Source organism: Actinomadura sp. KC06 (assembly GCF_004348735.1).
In the GTDB taxonomy this organism is placed as follows: Bacteria; Actinomycetota; Actinomycetes; order Streptosporangiales; family Streptosporangiaceae; genus Spirillospora.
Genome location: NZ_SMKT01000318.1, coordinates 1 through 4,202, shown reverse-complemented (window position 1 = coordinate 4,202; position 4,202 = coordinate 1). Strand labels below are relative to the sequence as shown.

The window sequence follows — 4,202 nt, the reverse complement described above, 5'->3', positions numbered from 1 at the left end:
GGGCTTGGTGGATGACGCGTTGCTGGGCGGGCCCGTTGGGTGCGGTGAGTCCGTTGGAGGCACCGTCCTGATTGACCGCGCTGCCCCGGATGACGGCCAGCACGGGGTGACCGTTGCGCTCGGCGTCGGAGAGGCGTTCTAGGAGCAGGAGTCCGGCTCCTTCGCTCCAGGCGGTGCCGTCGGCACGAGCCGAGAACGGCTTGCAGCGCCCGTCCGGCGCCAGGGCGCGTTGGCGGCTGAACTCCACGAAGGTCGAGGGGGTCGCCATCACGGTGACGCCGCCCGCGAGGGCGAGGGCGCACTCGCCGTTCCGCAGCGCCTGCGCCGCCAGATGGACCGCGACGAGCGAGGACGAGCACGCCGTGTCGACCGTCACCGCCGGGCCCTCGAAGCCGAAGGTGTACGCGACGCGTCCGGACGCGACGCTCGCCATGCTGCCGCTGCCGACATAGCCCTCGAACTCGCCGGGCGCGGGGTTGAGCCGGGAGCCGTAGTCGTCGTACATGACGCCGGTGAAGACGCCGGTGCGGCTGCCGTGCAGCGTTCCGGGCGCGATCCCGGCCCGTTCGAGCGTCTCCCAGGCGACCTCCAGCAGGATGCGCTGCTGCGGGTCGATGGCCAGGGCCTCGCGGGGGCTGATGCCGAAGAACGCGGGGTCGAAGTCGGCGGCGTCGTGCAGGAACCCGCCTTCGCGGGAGTACGACGTGCCGATGTGGTCCGGGTCCGGGTCGTACAGCTCGTCGACGTTCCAGCCGCGGTCGTCCGGGAACTCGGTGATCGCGTCCACGCCGTCGGCGACCAGGCGCCACAGCTCGTCGGGGCTGGTGACGCCGCCGGGATAGCGGCAGCCCATACCGACGATCACGATCGGGTCGTCATCGCGCGGCTTCCCGGCGGTGGAGGGCGCGGGCGCCGGGGACGCGGCGGGCGTCTCCGCCGCGCCGAACAGCTCGTCGTGCAGGTGGTCCGCGAGGACGGCGGGCCGCGGATGGTCGAACAGGAGCGTGGTCGGCAGCCGCAGCCCGGTGGCGTTGTTCAGGCTGTTGCGCAGCTCGACGGCGGCGAGGGAGTCGAAGCCCAGCTCCTTGAACGCGCGATCGGTGTCGATGGCGCCGGCGTCGTCGTGCCCGAGGACCGCCGCCGTGCTCGTCCGGACGAGGTCCAGGATCCGGGCGCGCCGCTCCGCCGCGGAGAGCCCGTCCATGCCGAGGACCGGCGAACCGGACCCGGCGGCGGACGGACGGCGCCGCGCGGGCGCCCGCACGAGGCCGCGGAACAGCGGCGCTGGATCGCCCGCACGGCCGAGCGCGGCCAGGTCGAGGCGTGCGGCGACGACGCTCGCGCGGTCCGCGCCGAGGGCCGCGTCGAGGAGCGCCAAGCCGTCCTCGGCGGGCAGCGGGACGATGCCGCCGCGCGTCCAGCGCGCCTTCTCGGACTCGGCCAGCTCGGCCCCCATCCCGCCGGACCACAGGCCCCACGCGATGGAGACGGCGGGCAGGCCGAGCGCGCGGCGGTGCAGGGCCAGGGCGTCGAGGGACGCGTTGGCGGCGGCGTAGTTCGCCTGCCCAGGGCTGCCGATCGTCCCGGCGATGGACGAGAACAGGACGAACGCGGCCAGGTCCAGGTCGCGGGTGAGCCGGTGCAGGGCCCAGGCCGCGTCCGTCTTCGGGTGCAGCACTGTGTCGAGCCGGTCGCCGGTGAGGGTCTCGATCACGCCGTCGTCGAGGACCCCCGCGGCGTGCACGACTGCGGTGAGCGGGTGCGCGGCGGGCACGGCGGCGAGCAGGTCGGCGAGCGCGCCGGGGTCGGCGGCGTCGCACGCGGCGATCGTCACCTCGGCGCCCCGCTCCGCCAGTTCGGCCGCCAGGTCCGCGGCGCCGTCCGCGTCCCGGCCGCGGCGGCTCGCCAGCAGCAGCCTGCGGACGCCGTGCCGGGCGACGAGGTGGCGGGCCACGAGGCCGCCGAGGCCGCCGGTCCCGCCGGTGATGAGGACGGTCCCGTCCGGGTCCAGTGCCGGGGCCCCGTCGCCGGGCGCCGCCGCCCTGGCCAGGCGGGGGACGTGCGCCCGTCCGGCGCGCAGCGCGAGCTGCGGCTCGTCCTGGGACGCGGCCGCCGCGAGCGCGCGGTACGAGGCGGGATCGCCGTCGACGTCCACGAGGACGATCCGGTCCGGGTGCTCGGTCTGCGCCGACCGCAGCAGCCCCCACGCGGCGGCGCCCGCCGGGTCACTGTGCTCTTCGTCGTGCGGTCCGGCCGCGCCGTGCGTGACGACGACCAGCCGTGACGCGGCGAAGCGGTCGTCGCCGAGCCAGTCCTGCGCCAGGCCGAGCGCCCAGTGCGCGGCGTCGCGGGCCGCCCCCGCCGGATCGGTGTCGGAGGTGTCGCCGGGCGGCAGTGTCATGACGACGGTGGCGGGGACCGTGCCGCCTTCCGCGAGAGCGGCGCGCAGGGAATCCAGGTCGGGATGCGCCTCGGTGACGGGGGCGTCCGCCTCGTCGAGCGCGCAGCCCAGGTCGGCGTCGATCGCCGTCCACGTCACCTCGAACAGCGAGTCGCGGGCGGCGCCGCCGGCCGCCGCCAGCCGTTCCGCGGAGGCCGGGAGCAGCGCCAGCTCGGCGACGGAGATCACCGGCCTGCCCGCGGCGTCGGTCACCGTCACCGACACCGTGTCCGCCCCGGTGCGGGTGACCCGCGCCCGGGCAGGCCGCCTCTCCGCTTCCGGACGGTCGCCCGTGCCGTGCAGGCGGACGCCCGACCAGGAGAACGGCAGGCGGAGCGAGTCCGTCCCGTCCGCGTCCAGGACCGCGTGCAGGACGCCGTCGAACAGCGCCGGGTGGACGTTGAACCGGCCCGCATCGGCGTGCGGCCCGTCCGGAAGCGCCACGTCGGCGAAAACGTCGTCACCCTGCCGCCATGCCGAGGACAGGCAGCGGAAAGCGGGCCCGTAGTCGAAGCCGCGGACATCGAGGCGCTCGTAGACGCCGTCCGGGTCGACGTGCTCGGCGTCCGCAGGCGGCCAAGACCCGAGCCCGGCCAGCGCGTCGTCCGCGGCGGCCCGGCTCAGGGTGCCGGTGGCGTGGAGGGTCCACGGCGGGGCGTCGCCGTCCCCGGCCGCTGGCCGCGAGTGGACGCTGAACTCGTGCCGTCCGGACGCCGTCTCGGTGACCATGAGCTGCACGTCGGCCCCGGCACGGTCGGGGACGGGCAGCGGCGCCCGCAGGACGAGCTCGTCGATCCGGTCGCAGCCGAGGAGCCGTCCCGCTTCGAGCGCCAGCTCGACGATCGCCGTGCCGGGGAGCAGGACGGCGCCCGCGATGGTGTGGTCGGCGAGCCAGGAGTGAGTGCGCGAGGAGATCCGTCCGGTGAGGACCGTGCGGCCGTCCGCCAGGGACACGGCCGGGCCGAGCAGTGGATGATCGCCGGAGGCGGCGCCGACCGGGGCGGCGAGCCAGTAGCGCCGCCGCTCGAACGGGTACGTCGGCACTTCCACCGGGCGGGCCGTGGACGGGAAGAGAGGCGCCCAGTCGATCGGGACGCCCGCGAGGTGCAGGCTCGTCAGCGCGCCGGTCAGCGTGCGGGGTTCGGGCCGTCCGCGCCGCATCACCGCGACGGCGGTGGCGCCGGGCAGGGCGGACTGGGCGAGCGCCGTCAGCACCGCGTCCGGTCCGAGTTCGAGGTAGGCGGTGACGCCCTCGTCGCGGAGGGCGCCGAGCCCCGCGGCGAACCGGACGGCCTCGCGCACGTGCCGCACCCAGTAGCCGGGGGTCGCGATCTCCGGGCCCGCGAGGTCGCCGGTCAGGTTGGACACGATCGGGATGTCCGGCTCCCGGAACGCGACGCTCTCGGCGGCCTCGCGGAACTCGTCGAGGATCGCGTCCATGTGGGGGGAGTGGAAGGCGCGGCCGACGCGCAGCGGCCGGGTCCTGACGCCCCGTTCCGCGAGCTCCCGTCCGATCCGCTCGACGCCTTCGGCGTCGCCGGAGACGACGGTGGCGCGCGGGCCGTTGACCGCCGCGATCGACGTCCCTTCGTCGAGGAGCGGCAGGACGTCCTGCTCCGCCGCCTCGACGGCCAGCATCGCGCCGCCGGGGCGGGTCTGTTGCATGAGGCGGGCGCGGGTGGTGATGAGGGTGGCGGCGTCGGTGAGGGTGAGGGTTCCGGCGAGGTGGGCGGCGGTGAGTTCGCCGAGGGAGTGTCCGAGG

Annotated in this window: 1 protein-coding gene; it reads right to left on the bottom strand. The window is 76.0% G+C overall.

The annotated features are described in order from the left end of the window. On the bottom strand, positions 1-4,202 hold a 4,202-nt coding region (locus tag E1287_RS42290; protein WP_131971622.1), incomplete at both ends, for a type I polyketide synthase.